This window comes from Pantoea sp. 9140, from assembly GCF_000745295.1.
Lineage (GTDB): Bacteria > Pseudomonadota > Gammaproteobacteria > Enterobacterales > Enterobacteriaceae > Pantoea > Pantoea vagans.
The window spans coordinates 2,839,286-2,859,002 of record NZ_JQNO01000001.1; the positions used below are offsets into that span (position 1 = coordinate 2,839,286).

A 19,717-nucleotide genomic window follows, 5' to 3' on the forward strand; every position below is an offset into this window, starting at 1 on the left:
ATTAGTATTGTAGACTTGGCTGGTAACAGATGCTGATATATAGAAAGCAATACATTTAATTATCCAAAATTCTATCCATAATAGTTCTTAGTTCTTGTCTGGTTGATTCTATTTTTGCAAGCAACGCTTTTATCAGCTTGGGCGAAAAATCAACTGTGCGAGGATCATTAGCTAGCCACAATTTAAGTAAACCACCAAGCCTCCCCAGATCAGCATTTACCCGGCTAAGTTCTATAACCTGTTTAATATCTACAATAGACTCAACCTGATAACCCATTGCGACTTTACGAATAAAACTCGCGACACTTAAACCAGAAGCTTCTGCATTTTCCTGGATTTGCGCTTTTTCCTCTGGCAAACAATAAACTTTAATTGGTGTACTGTTCTTTCTAGTCTGAGAAACTGTCATATCACTCTCCACATAGGCGGTAGCCTATCAGCCTCGCAGAGCAGGACTACCTTGAGCAGCGTTGCAGCGAATAGGGAGTAGTAAAGTTGGGACACCGGAGAGGTGGGCCTACTTTACATGTCCTGCCCTACCGTTGCCGTTGTATATCTGTGTACATACTGTGTATTCCTGTGTACGTATTGTGTATTCCTGTGTACAGGATGTGTTTTCTTAAAGTATTACTGTAGAATTACTCGGGTAAAATTCTTCTATATAGTGAATCTCGGTCCTCGCTTCATTAGTTATAAACTCAGCTATAACTGATTTCATCGCTCTTATCTTCCTAGATAGATCATCGGATTTTAGCGGCTAAAATTCTCGAAAAACCATGAATGCAGCTAACATACTGTTTTACATATCAAAAAAAAACACGTACCTCATATGTCATAAATATGATGGCAAGTTTTAAACGTATACAGAGCACATCACGTCCAAAAGAAAAAATGATATTTAGAAAATCCTTTTAGCTAACAGCTCATTAAAAAAAGAGAAAGTGAAAAATACCAGTCAGAGATATAATTACCCCAGAGTTTATCCACAATTTCTCAACTTAGGCTACAGGCTGATTTTTATATAGGTTAAACCTACAGGCTATACTATAGGATTCCCTATAAGTCTCTGTTACAAAAGGACTATACGACCATTTAAGAGACAGAACATGCGCAGCCTGAGACAAAACATGCGCAAACTGAGACAGAAGATGCGCAGAATACTTTCTCTAAAGGGGGACAGAATATGCGTGGATAACTTTCTTTATCCCCAAGCATATACACTCTTATAAAGAGTCAGTGAATAGGCGTTCATAAAGCTTCAAAACCCCTCTGTTCTTTGTTTTTTCCTTCGAGGTACTTGAGGGGCACTTGGTTTTATAAGAAGTCCTTTTTCGGTTGGTGTAGCGTCTAGCCCTGGCCATGCCCACTGTACTTTTTTAAGCCCATCATTAAACCGTCGTCTGAAGTCTTTGACATCGGCGTAATTAGATCCTATTTGCTCCATCAAACCTGACCAAGGAATAATTGTTACTCGCTTTAAATAACTAACCCGATAAGTCGCCCAGCAATATATATCTAAAGCCATTGGGGAACGTTTAATCAGCCGCAAAACTCTCATATCCAATGGAACAGGCTTATCTGTTATCATTTGAAAAAACTTTGGCGACAGCTCTACCCAAGATTGACTAAATAAATCTCTATCAGGATATTTTACACTCCACCAAATATGTGAAATATCGGCAATCCTGGCTCCCATTTCATCTTCACAAATATATCCACTTTCCTCATTTAACTCTGTTAACATAATACTAATTGTCGTTTTAAATAATCGTCGCATTTGATCACGAAGCGGGACAATAGAGCCATTTTTCCCACCACTTGAACGTAGCCCCAGTGCTTCCATAAAACGTCGCTGAGATCGTCCTAATTCAAGCTTGCGAACTTCCTGTTCAGTAATAATACCTCTATCTAATTTCGATTTATTTCTAATTGCCTGAGTACTAATCCAAACCAATAATAATCGAGCATAACAACCGTAAGGCAAACCTACTGCTGACGGTGCCATCATATGCATGGTTAAATTGCCATTCTTACGGCTCCACTCATTCAATCTTGGCTTGCTGTGTGGCAGAGTTGCTTGAATTAAAAACCGAGCAATGAAACCAAGTTGATTAGCCTCCTGAGCACTGCACTCATGTATTGCGATAAGTTTATCTACATATCCTGCATCCAATTTCATTTTATTTTTTGTCACAGATTCCTTTTTTTTCTGGTTTGTTTCCTGACTCTGAAAATCTACTAAATTTTTAATCTTCATGTTGATTCACACAGACCACATAAAACCGGGTCTTGCTGCCTTTAAAGCAGATCTGCGCTTTGCTTCTATCCAGTTTTCAACCTCCGCTAAATCCCATGCAACACTTCGACTCGTCAAAACAATACGCTGAGGAAACTCACCACGTTGTTCCAGGTTATAGATTGTTCGATCAGACAAAGGAATGATGCTGAGTAAGGTCTTACGATTAATTAGGGTCTTATGTGCCAGTTCTTGCATGTGTTGGCCTCCTGTTAGTTGCAGAGACCTGAGTATGCCAATATTTTTTAGACATTGAATTGGACGTTTTGGCGGATTAGGTTGAATCTTCTATTTATTTTCAAATTAACAAATAACAGCTGCCAGCCATTACAAGCAGTTGCCAATAGACTCATTACTTAACCAGTAGTAACATGGCAATGGTCTACATATGAGGGACTTGACAAATGGCATATATCGAAAGTGAAAAGGATGTAATTGATCGCTTAGGGATGTACTTTATCTCTGTCTGGAAAGATTGCGATAACGCTGTTGCCGCTGGCATACGGGAATTTCGAGAGCGGTGGGCAAACTACAGCGTACATTCAAAAAGGAAAAATTCACGAAGCCATTTGAAAGGGGTTTCATCCTACGACAAACGAGAATCGGATAAGCGTCCTATTGGAGAACTTATCCTAGAGGTCATTGATCCTAAGGTGTCAGCATTCCTTAAATCTCTTCCTGAGAGTCATTTTCAATTCTTTCCTAACCCCTATATGAATGTTGCTCACTCTCCCTTACAACGTTCAAATGATAATTTGAGCAGTCCTGAAAGCGCCCTTAGTTGTTCGTCTCGTAAATACAGTTCTAAATTTAAAGAAGAAACTCCGATAACCAATTTAGTAGTGGTCATGGGTTTCAAAAATGCTCATGATGTAATTAAACACCAACTAAGACATTTTGCAAATACGCAACATCAATATCGACCTATAGATTTTAAGTTTCAGGCCACCGTGGATAATCTGCTTGAGCTATTATGGCAGCTTCACCTTACACCGACGCGCTTCAAGCAGCACAGTGCAGACATAAAACTCAATGCGCGACGAAAGCAAACTTTCTGCGAACTGTGTGGCCAAAGAAATCAACTTGCAGAATATTTCTATAAGCTAGATAAAAATATGCTTGAACTGGAAGATGAGATAGAAAGCCACAACAAACAGAATCCTGATAATCAGAAAAAACTACAACTCAGCCACAGGTATTGTTCTTACCATAAACCGAAACACAAAAATGGCCATACGTGGAACTCCGCTTACAAGAATGCTCTGGACTCAAAAGATCAATTCGAGAATGAATTGCAGAGATTGCAACTTCACATTGTCAGAGTCGAAGAGCTCAAAGTCATTTCAAGAGATGAACTAATTGACCTTTATTTCTATCATTTCCTCCAAGATAAATGCGTCACTCAGAAACAAAGTGACGAGTTCTTTCATTACGTTAGGGATAATTTTAAGTACCCAATATTACTTAAGGGAGAAACCGAAAGACTCATTCATGAAGCAGCCGTTCGCTTGACTGGAGCAGGTAAAACTCTTGGAGCTAACGATCTTGGAATGCTGCGAAATGTTGCTCGCCGCATGGTTGACTCACGCTTAACAGATAGTAAGAAACGTATGCTTGTTCTTAAGAAACAAGGATTCAATCAGAGAAAAATTGCAGATAAGTTAACAAAAATTGAGGGGAGAATTATTTCACACCAAGCAGTTTCAAAGGCCTTGATTAGTATAAATAGTGAATTTATCATTTGATTTCATTAAATAATTTTAAATTAAACCCTCTCTTTATAAATTTCTAACGCACCCATACGCATAAACCATCATCTAAATGTTCATTAAAATATTCACATCCATCTTTATTGCTGGCAACATACAAACTTTCGCTATTTGTAATATCAAAGTAGTCAAAACCGACCAAAAAGAAACCCTCACGAATTTTGTAAGGATTAATGTTTATACAGATAGAGTTTTTTTCGTTCCAGTCAACCCATGAATGGTCATTACTTTGATGCCAGATCCTAATGCTGTTGTTAAAATTATCATTTTTGAATGTGGAGAAGTAATGCTTTAATAAAGCCTTCTTATTTTTAAACAGATATTCAATCTTTGCGCGCTCTGAATTGACATCAAGAAGGGCAATGTTTTTTCCATAATCAGCCAACCCGTCCCGCATTAGTTTACTCTTAATTATAGACTCTTTTATTTCACGTGAAAAGTGATATGAAAAATCAATAATTTCATGACTAATTTTGTTAAATTCATTATCGCAATAATGCCCTATTGCTATATTAATTGTAACGGCGATATCCATTGCAGAAAAATGATAGTCCCCAGGTTGGAAAAGTGAATTAATTAGCCCTCTAAATTCTCTGGCGTCAATTAAATCCAATGGCCGATACCGCTCCCGTAGTCTTTTTTCATTGACACTGGTTAGGATTGTAACAACACTCTTTTTATATAAGTAATGTGAGAGATTTCTTCTGAAGATATAGTGAAACGGAGAAGAAATTGCTTCGGATATTTTAAATATATCGTTTATGATCACTTTGGCCACCTATAATATTTACATAATACACATGCGACAATCTTATCAAACCATTAAAAAAAAGTTAAGTTGCATCAGGAATTTACATGCGAAAACGAACTTTCAAAGTATGCATTGTGATTGTTTGTATAAAGATGCCGAATGTGCCCTTCTGATACAGAGCTGCCTGTCAAATTAGGCTAGCCTATGCACCTCTATATTCCAGCTTATGTATGAATATACAAATTTTAAACAATCCATTCATCAATCATATCAGCCCAATCCTGTAGCATTGATGTTCTTTGATCTCGATATTCAGCTTTATTATATACCGCTCTCACCCCTTTCTGTTCATGTGCCAGGCATTTTTCTATCCAGTCACTATTGTATCCGGCCTCATGCAGCAGAGTGCTCGCAGTTCTACGGAGGTCATGAGGTCCAAATTTAATGAGCGACTGACCATCTTTCAGCGCCGCCTTGTATGTTAAATCCATTACGCGGTTCATCGTCGCACTGCTCATTGGAGCATCGGAATCATACCGAGAAGGAAGAATGTAGTTAGAACCACCGGCAAATGTTTTCAAAGCAATTAGAATATCCATAGTTTGGCGAGACAAAAATACCAAGTGTGGATTACGCCGTTTCATTCGCTCCTTAGGGATCGTCCACAACGCTTCAGTAAAGTTAATTTCATTCCAAGTTGCATTAGTTAATTCGCTTTTACGTACCATAGTTAGCAAGAGAAGCTTTACCGCAGCACGAATCTGAGGAGTTGTTCCTACTTTTTCCATGTACCGGTACATCAAACCGATCTCAGCCGGCGTTAATGTTCGGTCTCTTGGCTCAAATCGAGCGATACTTGCAGGCCGTACCAAATCAGCGGGGTTCTCTACTTTTTGCCCTCGTTCTATTGCCCATCGTTATACCTGCAACACAATATCGCGAGTATGCACTGCGGTTGCAGGTGCCCCTCTCTCCACTATCGCATCAGTAAGTGCTCTCAAATCTTCATGGGTAATTTCTGTTAGCTTTTGGTTGCCAAATTTTCCCTCTAGCTCCCGGGCATAGACTGAGCGACGCATATCCCGGGTAGAGTCGGCCATTTGATATCCACGCAGCCATTTCTGTGCCCAGGCACCAAAGGTTTCAGCATCTTTTGTTCTCGCCTTAGCACGGGCTTTCTCTTTGGCCGGAGACTTTCCATTAGTAACCATTCGCTTCGCTTCATTGAGACGCTCACGTGCTTCAGCTAATGTTATACCTCCAACTCCATAGCGGCCAAAGGTAATGGTTTCTTGCCTGCCATTGATCGAATAGTTGTAGCGAAAGGAGATAGACCCTGCGGTTGTGACGGCAACATAGAGGCCATCACGGTCATTGACTTTGTAAAGTTTATCTTTGGGTTTAAGATTGCGTAGCTTAGTATCAGTGAGCATCTTTTAACCTATTATTCTTGTTTGATACCATGCTGAAAAACCTCTAAACAACTAAAGGTTAATCCTTATAAAACATATGAATATGAAAAATTAATACCATGCCCATCAAAAATACTCAGCATGGTATCGGGCGTAATCCATGGCATTACCGATGAATCATACCCATCAAAATACCACGGTCAAACCGTGCTTGGCGTTGCCAGACATTGCCACAAATGACTAAGCCAAAAACGAAAAAAGTCCGCAATTACGCGGACTTAAGTATGGTTTAGTGCCTGTTAGTGCCAGACGTGACCGGTCGGGAAATCATTCCCACTCAATCGTCGCCGGTGGCTTACCGCTGATGTCATACACCACACGGGAAATACCGTCGACTTCATTGATGATGCGGTTAGAGACGCGGCCCAGGAAATCATACGGCAGGTGCGCCCAGTGTGCGGTCATAAAGTCGATGGTTTCTACCGCGCGGAGCGAGACAACCCAGTCATATTTACGGCCATCACCCATCACGCCGACCGAACGAACCGGCAGGAAGACGGTGAATGCCTGGCTGACTTTGTTGTAGAGATCCGCTTTGTGCAGCTCTTCGATGAAGATAGCATCGGCACGACGCAGCAGGTCGCAATACTCTTTCTTCACTTCGCCCAGTACGCGCACGCCCAGACCCGGACCCGGGAACGGATGGCGGAACAGCATGTCGTATGGCAGGCCCAGCTCCAGACCAATCTTACGCACTTCGTCTTTGAACAGCTCTTTCAGCGGCTCAACCAGGCCCATCTTCATCTCTTTCGGCAGACCACCCACGTTGTGGTGCGACTTGATGACGTGCGCTTTACCGGTGGCAGACGCAGCCGATTCAATCACGTCCGGATAGATGGTGCCCTGCGCCAGCCACTTCACGTCCTGCAGCTTCAGCGCTTCTTCGTCGAACACTTCCACAAAGACGCGACCAATGGTTTTACGCTTGGCTTCAGGTTCATCAATACCCGCCAGCGCATCCAGGAAGCGCATTTCAGCCGGTACATGGATGATGTTCAGACCAAAGTGGTCGCCAAACATATCCATCACCTGCTGTGCTTCGTTCAGACGCAGCAGGCCGTTATCCACAAACACGCAGGTCAGGCGGTCACCAATGGCGCGATGCAGCAGCATTGCGGTCACAGAGGAGTCCACGCCACCTGACAGACCGAGGATCACTTTGTCGTTACCCACCTGCTCACGCAGGCGCTCAACGGCATCTTCAATGATTTTGGCAGGGGTCCACAGGGCTTCACATTCACAGATGTCGATGATGAAGCGCTCGAGCATCCGCAGACCCTGGCGGGTGTGGGTCACTTCCGGGTGGAACTGCACGCCGTAGAAACGCTTCTCTTCGTTGGCCATGATAGCGAACGGACAGCTTTCTGTGCTGGCAACGGTCACGAAGTCAGCCGGGATCGCCGTGACTTTGTCGCCGTGGCTCATCCAGACATCCAGCAGCGGTTTACCCGCAGCGCTGATCGCATCTTCGATGTCGCGAACCAGCGCGCTTGGCGTGGTGACTTCGACCTGCGCATAACCAAATTCGCGCTCATTTGATCCTGATACGGTGCCGCCCAGCTGCATCGCCATGGTCTGCATACCGTAGCAGACACCCAGTACCGGCACGCCAGCGCTGAAGACATATTCAGGTGCACGCGGGCTGTTCAGCTCGGTGGTGCTTTCCGGGCCGCCGGAAAGGATGATGCCGCTTGGGTTGAACTGGCGGATCTGCTCTTCGGTGACATCCCATGCCCAGAGTTCACAATAAACGCCGAGTTCACGCACGCGGCGGGCAACCAGCTGAGTATATTGTGAGCCGAAATCGAGAATCAGAATGCGGTGCTTATGGATATTTTCCGTCGTCATTGAGGGGTTTCCAGAACGGTGACTTGATCAATAAAAGCGCCCGGCTGAAGCCGGGCGGGAAATCGGGATTATGAACCCATGCGGTAGTTCGGTGACTCTTTGGTGATGGTCACGTCATGCACGTGGCTCTCATTGATGCCCGCGCCGCTGATGCGAACAAATTCCGCTTTGGTGCGCAGGTCGTCAATGGTCGGGCAACCGGTCAGGCCCATGCACGAACGCAGGCCGCCCATCTGCTGATGTACGATCTCTTTCAGACGGCCTTTATAGGCAACGCGGCCTTCGATGCCTTCCGGCACCAGTTTGTCAGCGGCGTTATCGGTCTGGAAGTAACGGTCAGAAGAGCCTTTGGACATCGCGCCCAGTGAACCCATACCGCGGTAGGATTTGAATGAACGGCCCTGATAGAGCTCGATTTCACCCGGTGACTCTTCGGTCCCCGCCAGCATCGAACCGACCATCACACAGGAAGCACCGGCGGCGATCGCTTTCGCAATGTCACCAGAGAAACGGATGCCGCCATCGGCGATAACCGGAATACCGGTGCCTTCCAGTGCGGTGACCGCGTCAGAAACGGCAGTAATCTGCGGAACGCCCACGCCGGTCACGATACGGGTCGTACAGATAGAGCCAGGACCGATACCCACTTTAACAGCGCTGACGCCTGCCGCGACCAGCGCCAGTGCGCCCGCGCCAGTCGCAACGTTGCCGCCGACGATTTCAAGGTCAGGATATTTGGCACGGGTTTCACGGATACGTGACAGCACGCCTTCAGAGTGGCCGTGTGAAGAGTCGATCAGCAGCACGTCAACGCCCGCAGCAACCAGCGCATCGATACGCTCTTCGTTACCGGTACCCGCGCCTACTGCCGCACCCACACGCAGACGACCCTGCGCATCTTTACAGGCGTTAGGTTTACGTTCGGCTTTCTGGAAGTCTTTAACGGTGATCATGCCCAGCAGATGGAAGCTGTCATCCACCACCAGCGCTTTCTCAACACGCTTTTCGTGCATTTTTTGCAGCACGACATCACGGGCTTCGCCCTCTTTCACCGTCACCAGGCGATCTTTCGGGGTCATAACCGCAGAGACCGGCTGAGAAAGGTCTGTCACAAAGCGGACGTCACGACCGGTGATGATACCGACCAGTTCGTTGTCGCGGTTGACGACCGGATAGCCCGCAAAGCCGTTGCGCTCGGTCAGGGCTTTAACGTCAGCCAGTGGCGTGGTTGGCAGCACGGTCTGCGGATCGGTAACCACGCCGCTCTCATGTTTCTTCACCTTGCGCACTTCATCCGCCTGGCGTTCAATCGACATGTTTTTGTGGATGAAGCCAAGGCCGCCTTCCTGTGCCAGCGCAATCGCCAGACCCGCTTCGGTCACGGTATCCATGGCAGCGGAGAGCATAGGAATATTCAAACGGATATTTTTGGTCAGCTGAGTGCTGAGATCGGCCGTATTAGGCAGGACGGTGGAGTGAGCAGGAACGAGCAGAACGTCGTCAAAAGTGAGTGCTTCTTTAGCGATTCTTAACATGGCAATACTCCACCTCGGGTGATTGAGATTAGATAAAATATTGCCGCGGCATTATACAGGCCGTAATCGATTGCCTCCAGCATTATTTACGAAAAACTCTTGATCCGCACTGACAGCCCTGTAGTATCGATGAATTAACCTGCTGATTTGGAATTTGATCTTCGTCACATGTCGCTGCCATCTACCGCCAATATTTTTACCGTCAGCCGTCTCAATACGACAGTGCGTCAGTTGCTGGAGAAAGAGATGGGCCTGGTCTGGATCAGCGCCGAGATCTCCAACTTCACGCAACCGGCCTCCGGTCACTGGTACTTCACGCTGAAAGATGATGGCGCTCAGGTTCGCTGTGCCATGTTCCGCAACAGCAACCGTCGCGTCACCTTTCGGCCACAGCATGGTCAGCAGGTGCTGGTTCGCGCCAACATTACCCTCTATGAACCTCGCGGTGACTATCAGCTGATTGCTGAAAGCATGCATCCGGCGGGTGAAGGCCTGCTGCAACAGCAGTTTGAACTGCTGAAAGCAAAGCTGGCGAGCGAAGGCTTGTTTGAGCCGCAGCATAAGCAACCGCTGCCGGAACCGGCGCGTCAGGTCGGGGTGATCACCTCCTCCACCGGCGCGGCGCTACACGATGTGTTACGCGTGCTACATCGCCGTGATCCCTCCCTGCCTGTGGTCATTTACCCGACTGTGGTTCAGGGTGTCGATGCGCCAGCCGCTATCGTCCGGGCGATTGAAATTGCCAACCTGCGCAATGAGTGCGATGTGTTAATCGTCGGGCGCGGCGGCGGTTCGCTGGAAGATTTATGGAGCTTTAACGACGAACGCGTGGCGCGTGCCATTTTTGCCAGCCGCATTCCTGTCGTCAGCGCCGTCGGTCATGAAACGGATGTCACCATCGCGGACTTCGTCGCCGATTTACGCGCCCCTACCCCTTCAGCAGCCGCAGAAATCGTCAGCCGGAACCAGCTGGAGCTGCTGCGCCAGTTGCAATCGCAGCAACAGCGGCTGGAGATGGCGATGGATTACTATCTGGCGCGCCAGCAGCGGCTTTACACGCGTCTTGAGCATCGCCTGCAGCAGCAGCATCCACAGCTGCGTCTGGCCCGTCAGCAGACCGCCCTGTTCCGCCTGCAGCAGCGTCTGGGTGAAGCGATGGAAACCCGCCTGCGTCAGGCCACACGTCAGCAGGATCGCCTGGCGCATCGGCTCAACGCTCAACAGCCGCAGCAGCGTCTGTTCCAGGCGCAAAAACAGCTGCAAAGCTGGCACTATCGCCTGCAGCAGAGCATGGCAACACAGCTGAGCAATAATAAACAGCAGTTTGGTCATCTGGTCGCACAACTCGAAGGTGTCAGCCCGCTGGCGACGCTCGCGCGTGGTTTTAGCGTGACCACCGACATCGCCGGTCAGGTGGTGAAGAAAACCGCACAGCTGCAGAGCGGCGACCTGCTGCGCACCCGTCTGGATGATGGCTGGGTTGAAAGCCAGGTGACACAGCTGTTACCTGAGAAAAAGCGCCGCCGTAAAACCGCTTCCTGACGCTCTCCGCCAGCTCACACCTCTCCACTTAACGCTGGCCTCATTCATGAGTCCTGTACAGCCTGACCGATTGTTTTTAGGGCTGATTTTTGCTGCCAAAAATTCTCATAGAACCCGTGAGAATGGTTGTCTGAAAAATAAGCGCCATCTCCAATCCGCCCCTGACACTGACTTTGCGCGCCACCTCACATTTTTCCATTTACCGCTGGCCTCGCTAATGAGGTCTAACCAGCCAGACGGGTCTATACTTTTGACTCATTCCTTTTTGCCAAGGAGTCTTACATGGCTTACTGCGTTATTCCTCCCTATATCCTTCGCAAGATCATCGCTCACAGTTCCGGCCACCAGCAGGAGCAGGCGCGCCGCACCCTGACGCACGTTCAGCACCTGATGGCGGAACACTGGCAAAAACCGACCGGCGTGAAAACAGCGGCGGGCGGTCATGTTGATCGTGAAATTTATGATGCGCAAAACCAGGAAACCCTGCCGGGTAAGCTGATTCGTCAGGAGGGCCAGCCGGGTAATGATGATGTCGCGGCTGAAGAAGCCTGGGACTACCTTGGCGTCACCTATGACTTCTTCTGGCAGGCGTATCAGCGTAATTCGCTGGATGGTCAGGGCCTGAAGTTGCTGGGTACCGTGCATTATGGTGAGAAATACCAGAACGCCTTCTGGAACGGTCAGCAGATGGTATTTGGCGATGGTGACGGCGAAATCTTTAATCGCTTTACCATTGCGATTGACGTTGTGGCCCACGAACTGGCACATGGCGTCACGGAAAACGAAGCCGGATTAATCTATTTTGAGCAGGCTGGCGCACTGAATGAGTCGCTGTCGGATGTCTTTGGCTCGCTGGTAAAACAGTTCAGCAAAAAGCAGCGTGCGGATGAAGCAGACTGGATTATTGGTGAAGGGCTGCTGGCGAAGGGTATTAACGGGCGTGGTCTGCGGTCGATGTCCGAACCCGGCACCGCCTACGACGACCCGCTGTTGGGCAAAGACCCGCAACCGGCCCACATGGATCACTATGTGAAAACCCGCGAAGACAATGGCGGCGTTCATATCAACTCCGGCATTCCTAACCGGGCTTTTTATCTGGCGGCCAAAGCGCTGGGTGGTCATGCGTGGGAACAGGCGGGATATGCCTGGTATGACACGGTGTGTGACGACGAACTGCCACAAGATGCAGATTTTAAAACCTTTGCTCGCTTCACCATTAAGCATGGCGAAAAGCGGTTTAACCCGTCAGTGAGCAGTGCCATTGAACAGGCGTGGAAGGAGGTTGGCGTGCTATGAGTGACCTGCCCGAACTCACCGATGATGCGACCATCGTCGTCGCGCGTGAAGGCGGCATGGCCTTTATTCCCGGGCTACGCGCCGAACGACGCTTTATGCTGGGCGATCTGCCGCCGCCAGAAAGAGAGCGCGTCTGCCATGCGCTGCAGCAGGCGATGCCGCTGGGCGAACCCGAGGAGAATGCCGCACAGGTGGGCAGTGGTGACCAGCGTTATTTCCGCATCCAGATTCAATATGCAACGCACCGCGAGGTCGGGACGATAGTGCTGTTGATTCCGGAACAGGTGGCGCCGCCTGAGTTAAAGGCGCTGTGGCACGACGGAAAATAAGCAAATAAAAAGGGCCGACAATGTCGGCCCTGAGACAGCTGATAATCCGATGTGAATCTTGCAGCGACGAATGAGTTTAAAGCGAAGGTAACACGGTCAGAGGAGGAAAGCGTCCCGCGCCTGGGACAAAAACGCCGGGAGCGTTTTTGAACAACGCAACGCGTTGGCCCGGCAACGGGCGCACTTCAGGGATGAGGTGCGTAATCGCGCGGGCCGAGCAGTCATGGATGACGATTTTGCGACTTTCCGATCTGACCGTTTTCCCTGAGCATGCTCGGTTTTACAGCAAATGGGGTAAGACTTTTTCAAAAAAAGGGCCGACAATGTCGGCCCTTTTCTTTATGCGTTGTTACTTGCTGTCTGGCAGCGCGTAAGCAATCACGTAATCACCGCGGTCCGGTGACTGACGTGCGCCACCTGCTGAGATCAGGATGTACTGCTTACCATCTTTCGGTGAAACGTAGCTCATCGGGCCACCCTGACTGCCGACCGGCAGGCGTGCTTTCCACACCTCTTTACCGGTTGAAGAGTCAAAGGCGCGCAGATAGTAATCCTGCGTACCGGCGATGAACACCAGGCCACCCTGTGTTGCCAGCGTACCGCCCAGCGTGGGCATGCCAACCGGCATTTTCACACGCATTTTGATGCCAAACGGACCAGTATCCTGCACGGTGCCGACCGGCACCTGCCAGACGATTTTCTGGGTTTTCAAATCAATCGCCGACAGCGTACCAAATGGCGGCTTCTGACAAGGAATGCCCAGCGGCGACATAAAGCGGTTTTTGTTCACAGCATATGGCGTGCCTTTCAGCGGAACGGCACCCATACCGGTGTTGATCGCTTCGCCGCCGTTGCTGCCACGGGCAATGTTGCTGGTATCCGCCGGGATCATCTGAACCCACAGGCCCAGACGCATGTCATTGACGAACAGCAGATGGTTGTTCGGATCGATCGACATGCTGCCCCAGTTCATCCCGCCCAGCGAACCCGGGAAGCTCAGCGACTTGTCGGTGTCCGGCACGGTGAACAGGCCGTCGTAGCGCATCGATTTGAAGGCAACACGGCAGGCCAGCTGATCGAACGGCGTTGCACCCCACATGTCAGACTCTTTCAGCGTCTGGTTGCCAATCTGCGGCATACCGGTCGAGTGTGGCTGTGTTTTCGTGTACTGCTCGTTCGGGATATGACCCTGCGGCATCGGCAGTTCTTCGACTTTGGTCAGCGGCTTGCCGGTCATACGGTCAAGCACGAAGATCATGCCGGTTTTACCACCAATCACCACCGCTGGCGTGGTGCTGCCATCTTTCTGCGGGAAGTCGATCAGGCTTGGCTGCATCGGCAGGTCGAAGTCCCACAGATCGTTATGTACGGTCTGATAGACCCACTTCTCTTTACCGGTAGTCGCATCCAGTGCCAGCACTGAAGCACCGTATTTGTGATCCAGTTCGGTACGGTTCGCACCCCAGAGGTCAACCGAGGAACTGCCCATCGGGATGAACACCGTGTTCATTGCCGGGTCGTACGACATCGGCGCCCAGGAGTTTGGCGTACTGCGGGTATAATCTTTACCCGGCATCAGAATCGCATTCGGGTCTACATTGCCTGGGTCAAACGCCCAGCGCATTTTACCGGTGATAACGTCAAAGCCACGCAGCACACCACCTGGCATATCGGTCTGCACGTTATCTGCGACACGACCACCCACCACGACAGTAGTGCCCGCCAGCGTTGGCGCTGACGTCAGCTGATACTGTGGATCCGGTGCCTGGCCCAGTCCCGCTTTAAGATCAACGATGCCGTGCTCGCCAAAGTTTTCACAGAACTCACCGTTATCGGCGTTGATCGCAATCAGACGCGCGTCGATGGTGTTCATCAGAATGCGACGCTGGCAGCTGTCACCAGCTGGCAGCACAGCGGCAGGTACAGGTGAAGAGCCCGGCTTATCCGGCTGTTGTAGCGGTTTGGTTGCGTCAAAGTAAGCCAGACCACGGCAGCGCGGCCAGACTTCTGCTTTGGCATTGATTTCACGTTTCCAGATCTGCTTACCCGTATTAGCTTCAACCGCGATGACGTTATTGTGTGGCGTACAGAGGTAAAGGGTGTTGCCAATCTGCAATGGTGTCTGCTGATCTTCGGCACCGTTACCGGTCGGGCTGACAGGCGTATCACCGGTGTGGAAGGTCCAGGCGACCTGCAGATCTTTCACGTTGTCGCGGGTGATTTGGTCCAGCGCCACAAAGCGGCTGCCCTGCGGGGTATTACCGTAGTTATCCCAGTCTTTCTGCTGTTTCGCTTTATCAACCGGGATCAGTGGCAGCTCTTCGCCGGTCGCTGCAACGGTAGGATGTGGCTGGAACATCTGCACCAGCGTAACCACCATGCCTGCCGCCAGCAGCGCAGAGAAGGCGTATGAAGGTTTTGCCAGTGAGTGCTTACCTTCGTGCTTACGCAGTGAAGGCCAGATCAGGAAGGCCAGCAGCATCAGTCCGGCAGGCACCATCAGGCGTGAGACCAGTGGCCAGAACTCCAGACCCGCATCGAACAGCGACCAGATCAGGGTGCCGACAAAGACCAGCAGGAACAGAACCACTGCCGATGATTTGCGACGGAAGAATTGAATTGCGGAGAGCACAGTGACGATACCCGCAATTAAAAAGTACCAGCTGCCGCCAAGGGCTACCAGTTTGCCGCCGCCAATGGCAAAAAACAGACCGGTGGCAAGCAGCACCAGTCCGAGCAGCACGGATGCGATTCCCAGCCCCTTTCCGGAGCGGGAGGATGTTTCAGCCATAACACTTACTCTCCTGAATAAACAGAGCATCTGGACAGATGCCGTCCGGTCTCTGGCGCGTTATGCACGTCCGCGCAGAGCATTGCTCTGTTTCAAATCGAATATAAACAGACCCGCGTCCGTGAGAATCTGTGGGCCGGAAGAGCACGGATGTGGCTGACCCCTCCCACGACGCGGCAGGATTGTACCACCTGGTACATTACAGAGTGAACATATACAACGCGTTTGTTACGGCGTAATAGCATTTTTGCTACAAAAAAGGGCCAGGGATCACTCTGCGTTATCTGACATTTTAAGCGTAGCTGAAAGCGAGGTCAGTGACCGGGTAGCTGGAAAAGTACGCGCTTGCGGGAGATCAGACCATGTCCGTTGCGGCAAAAATAGTCCACTGCGCCGCAGGATTTCAGCACCTCAAGTGGCTGATGACACTCAGGACAGCAGGGATGCGCCGGGTAATGTGCTCCGCAGGCTGTGCAGATAAATTCACCGTCGCTGAGCGACAGCGGTTGCTGGCATTTTTCACAAAGTACACTCAATACGTTTTCCTCCTGCGTTATTCAGCGCAAAAAAAGAGGGCCAGATGGCCCTCATTTTATTAACGCTTATTCTTTTTCATATGCGCCATCAGACGCTTACGTTTACGCTGCTGCGTTGGCGTCAGCAGGTTACGTTTGCCTTCATAAGGGTTATCACCCTCTTTGAACTGAATGCGAATTGGCGTTCCCATCACGTTAAGTGATTTACGGAAATAGTTCATCAGATAGCGTTTATAAGAATCAGGCAGATCCTTAACCTGGTTACCGTGGATCACCACGATAGGCGGGTTATAGCCACCAGCATGCGCATATTTAAGCTTAACGCGACGACCGCGTACCAGCGGCGGCTGGTGATCGTCTGCCGCCATGTTCATGATGCGGGTCAGCAGCGAGGTGTTAACGCGTCGGGTCGAACAGTCATAGGCTTCTGTGATCGACTCAAACAGATTACCCACGCCGCTGCCGTGCAGCGCAGAGATAAAGTGGATGCGGGCGAAATCGATAAAGCCCAGACGGAAATCCAGCGTCTCTTTCACTTCATCACGCACTTCCTGCGACAGGCCATCCCATTTGTTGACCACAATCACCAGCGAGCGACCACTGTTAAGAATGAAGCCCAGCAGCGAGAGATCCTGATCGGAAATACCGGCATGGGCATCAATCACCAGCATCACGACGTTGGCATCTTCAATCGCCTGCAGCGTCTTGATTACCGAGAATTTCTCTACGGTATCCGAGATTTTGGCACGCTTACGCACGCCTGCGGTGTCGATCAGAACGTATTCACGTCCATCACGCTCCATCGGAATATAGATACTGTCGCGCGTGGTACCCGGCATGTCGTAGACCACCACACGATCTTCGCCCAGGATGCGGTTAGTAAGCGTTGACTTACCTACGTTAGGACGACCAACGATCGCCAGTTTGATTGGCAAGCCAGTCGGGTCGAAGTTTTCCTCTTCCTCTGCGGCTTCCTGCTCAGCAATCTCGTCAGCTTCAAGCGCAGCCCAGTAAGCCTGGTTCTCTTCTTCTTCAGTGAGCTCGACCGTCTCAGCTTCTTCCATCCACGGCAGCAGTGCCTCTTCTATCAGGCTGCTCACACCACGACCATGCGAGGCCGCAATGGCATGAATCTCACCCAGGCCCAGTGAATAGAAGTCGACAACCGCCTGATCCGGATCGAGTCCGTCAGTTTTGTTCGCCACCAGGAAAGTGGCTTTCTGACGCGAGCGGAGATGCTTAGCGATCTGCTGATCGGCGGCCATCATGCCCGCACGTGCATCGACCATAAACAGCACGACATCGGCTTCTTCAATCGCCAGCAGTGACTGCTCGGCCATCCGCGTTTCAACACCTTCTTCGGTGCCGTCGATACCACCGGTATCAATAACAATAAATTCGCGCCCTTCCACTTCGGCGCGACCATATTTGCGATCGCGAGTCAGTCCAGGAAAATCCGCTACCAGCGCATCACGTGTGCGGGTTAAGCGGTTAAATAGCGTAGATTTTCCCACATTGGGACGCCCAACCAGCGCGACCACAGGTACCATAACAAAATGCCTCAATAAATAATGAATCGCCCGAATGGCGTGATTATAACGGCTCTGGCCGCTAAGTTCAGGCTTAAGGCGCAAAGAATACCATGCCTGACTAAAAACGAAACGGCCCCTGATTAAATCAGGAGCCGTCGGAACGGAGGATTTCACCTGCCAGACGTTTACCCGTTAACGGGTAATCGCATAAACCTCGCCGTCTTTCGACTGGATCAGCAGCTTATCGCTGGCAACCACCGGCTCAGTCTGGAAGCCTGAGCTATCCAGTTTCTGCTGTGCGACAAAACGACCATCAGTGGTGTTCAGCCAGTGCAGGTAACCTTCACTGTCGCCGACCACGAGGTAGCCGTTGTAGAGCACCGGAGAAGTCAGGTTGCGATGCAGCAGATCGCTCTGACGCCAGATGGCAACACCACCGTCAGCGTTCAGCGCAATCACGCGGTCATCCTGATCGACCAGATAGATACGACCGGCATCGACAATCAGATCTTTCACACCGCCAATTTCGCGTTTCCACAAAATCTGGCCGGAACGCAGATCCAGCGCCGACAGGTTACCGTTGTAAGCGAGTGCATACACTACGCCATTAACGATAACCGGCGTGGTATCGACGTCATTAAGACGGTCGATCTCAGTGGCACCGCTGACCTGAGAAATACGCTGCTGCCAGATTAGCTGTCCCTGGTTCATCACCACGGCACTGACACGACCGTTGTCGCCACCGACAATGGCGCCGCCAAATGCGACAGCAGGTGCAGATTCACCGCGCAGAGACAACGCTGGCATATCCAGATTGACGCTCCACTTCACCGCACCGCTGCTCTGATCCAGTCCCTGCAGCATGCCGTTACTGGTATGCACCAGTACCAGACCATCGCTGACAACAGGACGAGACAGCGCTTCACCTGCGACGCTGGTCTGCCAGGCCAGGCTGCCATCGCTGCTGTTCAGGGCATAAACTTTGCCGCGCTCGCTGCCGACATAAACCCGATCGCCATCAGCGGTCAGGCCGCCTGATAACAGCGCTGAGCGGTTTTTCGAGAAGAAGCCGGTTTTCTCAGAGAGATCGACTTTCCATTTTTCTTTACCGTCTGCGGCATCCAGCGCTTTGACAATACCAAAACGATCGGCTGCAAAAACGGTGTTGTCCTGCCAGGCCGGATGCAGATTTGAGTAGAAATCACCAACGCCATCGCCTACCGAGGTGTTCCACACTTTCTGTGGCGTGAACTGATTTTCTACCTTCGGCAACGGGGCCATTTTTACTACATCTTCTTCGCCGCTAAACAGCGAACAACCGCTGAGCAAAGTGACTGAAATCAGTCCTGGCAGCAGGTATTTACGTAATTCCATGTGCGCTCTCTTGACTGGCTTAGCTTAAGTTATTCATCTTCATCTGCATCATTTGCTTCAATGCCGGAGAGGCGTCAGATTCGACTCCTTTACTCCAGGCATCGCGCGCGCCCTGCTTGTCACCTTTGGTCAGCAGCGCTTCGCCACGAATATCGGCCACAATGGCTGTCCAGCCATCACCCTTCACACCGTCAAGGGTTTTAAGCGCCGCATCCGCTTGATTCTGTTGCAGTTGAATGCGTGCCAGGCGCAGGTTAATCACCGCCTGCAGATTGGCATCTTTGGTGTCTTTCAGTCCGTTTTGCAGCAGCGTTGCGGCCTTATCAAGCTGACCAGCGTCAACATACTGCTTCGCCAGATCCATCGCAGCCAGCGCACCGTAGGTATTGCTGTTTTCACTGGCAAAACGGCTGACCGCTTCCAGCGTTTCCGGTTTACCCGCCTGCATGGCGCTGGTGAGCTGCTGATACTGCGCGGACACGGATTTCGCCGTATCATCCTGATGACTGCTCCAGTAACGCCAGCCACCCAGCGCAGCAATGCCGATGACTACGCCAATGGCTAACGCTTTGCCATTACTGGCAAAAAAGTTGCGCAGCGCGTCGGTCTGCTCGTTCTCATTGCTATACACTTCCACGCAATCCCT

15 protein-coding genes and 1 pseudogene are annotated in these 19,717 nt (G+C 50.3%); 4 read left to right on the forward strand and 12 right to left on the reverse strand.

Going from position 1 to position 19,717, the window contains the following annotated elements:
- Positions 1-55 precede the first annotated feature (55 nt).
- The 3 genes from traJ to FA92_RS13150 form a co-directional block, all read right to left on the reverse strand.
- Positions 56-409 (reverse strand): conjugal transfer transcriptional regulator TraJ, encoded by a 354-nt coding sequence (gene traJ, locus FA92_RS13140; protein WP_033783882.1) that lies wholly within the window; start codon positions 407-409, stop codon positions 56-58.
- 849 nt (positions 410-1,258) lie between these two features.
- Positions 1,259-2,257, reverse strand: a complete 999-nt coding sequence (locus tag FA92_RS13145) for a replication protein RepA (protein ID WP_033783883.1) — start codon at positions 2,255-2,257, stop codon at positions 1,259-1,261.
- Positions 2,258-2,263: 6 nt separating this feature from the next.
- Complete coding sequence (locus FA92_RS13150; protein WP_033783884.1) at positions 2,264-2,494, reverse strand: AlpA family phage regulatory protein; 231 nt, start codon at positions 2,492-2,494, stop codon at positions 2,264-2,266.
- Positions 2,495-2,700: 206 nt separating this feature from the next.
- Between FA92_RS13150 and FA92_RS13155 the strand changes: the two genes are divergently transcribed.
- Positions 2,701-4,041 (forward strand): hypothetical protein, encoded by a 1,341-nt coding sequence (locus tag FA92_RS13155; protein ID WP_033783885.1) that lies wholly within the window; start codon positions 2,701-2,703, stop codon positions 4,039-4,041.
- A 43-nt stretch (positions 4,042-4,084) separates the two neighbouring features.
- Here the strand turns inward: FA92_RS13155 and FA92_RS13160 are convergent, their stop codons facing one another.
- The 4 genes and pseudogenes from FA92_RS13160 to guaB all read right to left on the reverse strand — a co-directional run bounded on the left by FA92_RS13160 (position 4,085) and on the right by guaB (position 9,671).
- Positions 4,085-4,678, reverse strand: a complete 594-nt coding sequence (locus FA92_RS13160; protein ID WP_239780539.1) for a hypothetical protein — start codon at positions 4,676-4,678, stop codon at positions 4,085-4,087.
- A gap of 383 nt (positions 4,679-5,061) precedes the next feature.
- Positions 5,062-6,249: pseudogene (locus FA92_RS13165) on the reverse strand (tyrosine-type recombinase/integrase).
- 306 nt (positions 6,250-6,555) lie between these two features.
- Positions 6,556-8,136, reverse strand: coding sequence for a glutamine-hydrolyzing GMP synthase (gene guaA, locus FA92_RS13170; RefSeq protein WP_033733517.1), 1,581 nt, complete (start codon positions 8,134-8,136; stop codon positions 6,556-6,558).
- Between the two features lie 68 nt (positions 8,137-8,204).
- Positions 8,205-9,671 carry an IMP dehydrogenase gene (gene guaB, locus FA92_RS13175; protein ID WP_033783886.1) on the reverse strand — a complete coding sequence of 489 codons (1,467 nt, stop codon included), beginning with the start codon at positions 9,669-9,671 and terminating at the stop codon, positions 8,205-8,207.
- Positions 9,672-9,839: 168 nt separating this feature from the next.
- On the opposite strand from guaB, the gene xseA reads away from it, so the two are divergent.
- The 3 genes from xseA to FA92_RS13190 all read left to right on the forward strand — a co-directional run bounded on the left by xseA (position 9,840) and on the right by FA92_RS13190 (position 12,838).
- Positions 9,840-11,213 carry an exodeoxyribonuclease VII large subunit gene (gene xseA, locus FA92_RS13180; protein ID WP_033783887.1) on the forward strand — a complete coding sequence of 458 codons (1,374 nt, stop codon included), beginning with the start codon at positions 9,840-9,842 and terminating at the stop codon, positions 11,211-11,213.
- Between the two features lie 282 nt (positions 11,214-11,495).
- Positions 11,496-12,509: a M4 family metallopeptidase gene (locus FA92_RS13185; RefSeq protein WP_033733519.1), complete on the forward strand. Its 1,014-nt coding sequence runs from the start codon at positions 11,496-11,498 to the stop codon at positions 12,507-12,509.
- A complete protein-coding gene (locus FA92_RS13190) occupies positions 12,506-12,838 on the forward strand; it encodes a protealysin inhibitor emfourin (RefSeq protein WP_033783888.1) in 333 nt (110 codons plus the stop codon). The genes FA92_RS13185 and FA92_RS13190 overlap by 4 nt, the downstream gene beginning before the upstream one ends.
- Positions 12,839-13,187: 349 nt before the next feature.
- Here the strand turns inward: FA92_RS13190 and FA92_RS13195 are convergent, their stop codons facing one another.
- The 5 genes from FA92_RS13195 to FA92_RS13215 all read right to left on the reverse strand — a co-directional run bounded on the left by FA92_RS13195 (position 13,188) and on the right by FA92_RS13215 (position 19,708).
- Positions 13,188-15,629, reverse strand: a complete 2,442-nt coding sequence (locus FA92_RS13195; RefSeq protein ID WP_033783889.1) for a glucose/quinate/shikimate family membrane-bound PQQ-dependent dehydrogenase — start codon at positions 15,627-15,629, stop codon at positions 13,188-13,190.
- Positions 15,630-15,943: 314 nt separating this feature from the next.
- Positions 15,944-16,165 (reverse strand): zinc ribbon domain-containing protein, encoded by a 222-nt coding sequence (locus FA92_RS22745; protein ID WP_072008981.1) that lies wholly within the window; start codon positions 16,163-16,165, stop codon positions 15,944-15,946.
- 59 nt (positions 16,166-16,224) lie between these two features.
- On the reverse strand, positions 16,225-17,715 hold the full coding sequence (der, locus tag FA92_RS13205; protein ID WP_013358723.1) for a ribosome biogenesis GTPase Der: 1,491 nt from the start codon (positions 17,713-17,715) through the stop codon (positions 16,225-16,227).
- A gap of 174 nt (positions 17,716-17,889) precedes the next feature.
- A complete protein-coding gene (bamB, locus tag FA92_RS13210) occupies positions 17,890-19,071 on the reverse strand; it encodes an outer membrane protein assembly factor BamB (RefSeq protein WP_013358724.1) in 1,182 nt (393 codons plus the stop codon).
- Between the two features lie 19 nt (positions 19,072-19,090).
- Positions 19,091-19,708: a YfgM family protein gene (locus FA92_RS13215; protein ID WP_013358725.1), complete on the reverse strand. Its 618-nt coding sequence runs from the start codon at positions 19,706-19,708 to the stop codon at positions 19,091-19,093.
- Positions 19,709-19,717: the final 9 nt, after the last annotated feature.